1 protein-coding gene is annotated in these 1,251 nt (G+C 55.6%); it reads left to right on the forward strand.

Annotation, left to right across the window (positions count from 1 at the left end; translation table 11 throughout):
* Positions 1-122 precede the first annotated feature (122 nt).
* Positions 123-1,223, forward strand: a complete 1,101-nt coding sequence (locus ACED88_RS10700) for an IS1249 family transposase (protein ID WP_449109579.1) — start codon at positions 123-125, stop codon at positions 1,221-1,223.
* The last annotated feature ends 28 nt before the right edge of the window (positions 1,224-1,251 follow it).

Consider the following 1,251-nt stretch of genomic DNA (forward strand, 5'->3'; position numbering starts at 1 on the left):
TTATAGGCAGAAAAGTGTGTCCCCAACACCCCCACAACCCAATCAACACAAGGCAACCAACCCCACAAGCTAGCCCCACAAGCTAACCTAAACCAAGTGAGCCCAAAAACCCCACATGCCTGATATGCAACCAACGAACCAAACGCAACGGCACCACCAGCGCAGGAACCACACGCTACCGCTGCACCCACTGCGGCGCCAGCAGAACCATCAAACGCCCCACCAGCACACGAAAACACCAGCTAGCAGCCTTCATCACCTGGCTCACCAGTAAAAACACCCAGCACCACACCACCCTAGGAGCTGGACGAACCTTCCGCGCCAATACCGCCTGGTGCTGGAACATCACCCCACCCATCAAACAAACAGGCCAAATCCACCACGAAATCCAACTCGACGGTATCTACATCAGCGGCATGGTCTGCATCATCGCCTACAACCAAACCGTTGGTGTCATCGACTACCAATGGGCTAAAAGCGAGAACACCGCAGCCTACCAAGCTTTACTCTCACGCATCCCAGCCCCAGATGTAGCCATCGTAGATGGCGGTTCTGGCTTTGCCAGCGCCGCCAAAACATGTTGGCCAGATACCCGGATTCAACGCTGCCTATTGCATGTGTACCGGAATACTAAAACCCTTCTCACCAGTGCCCCACGCACTGAGGCTGGCAAGTCCTTACTGAAGATTTCTAGGGCTCTTCTACGAGTAACCAGCTTGGACGAGGCAGCAATCTGGTCAGCTTCTTTAGCCTCCTGGCACGGGCAGTATCAAGGCTTTATCAAGGAGAGAACCTGGTTAGCTGATGGTTCTTGGCAGTACACGCACCCCCGGGTGCGTACTGCCTATAGGAGGCTTGAGCGTTTGGTGAAGCAAGGTGTTGTGTTTACTTTTCTGGATCCGGATTTGCTCAGGGAGGGTTCTATTTCTCGTACCACGAATCACATAGAAGGCTATAACGCGAAAATTCGTGCCATGTTGCGGGAACATCGTGGAATGCCGGTGGAGCATCAGTGGCGGGCTGTGGGGTGGCTCTTGTGGGTGGATGCGGCTTGGGGTGCCAGTGTTGATGAGGTGATTAGGTTGGAGCCGGTGCCGGTGGTTGCTCTTGGTGGTCGGAGGAAGGAGGCTGCTGTGGGGCGTTCTTTGGATGAGTTGCGGGGTGTGTTTGTTGTGGGTGAGGGTGTGGTGGTGCGGCGTGGTTGGGGTGGTCGTGGTGGGTGACGCGCCCGGGGTGGGACACACTTTTCTG

It is taken from the genome of Rothia sp. 11273D007AR (assembly GCF_053547255.1).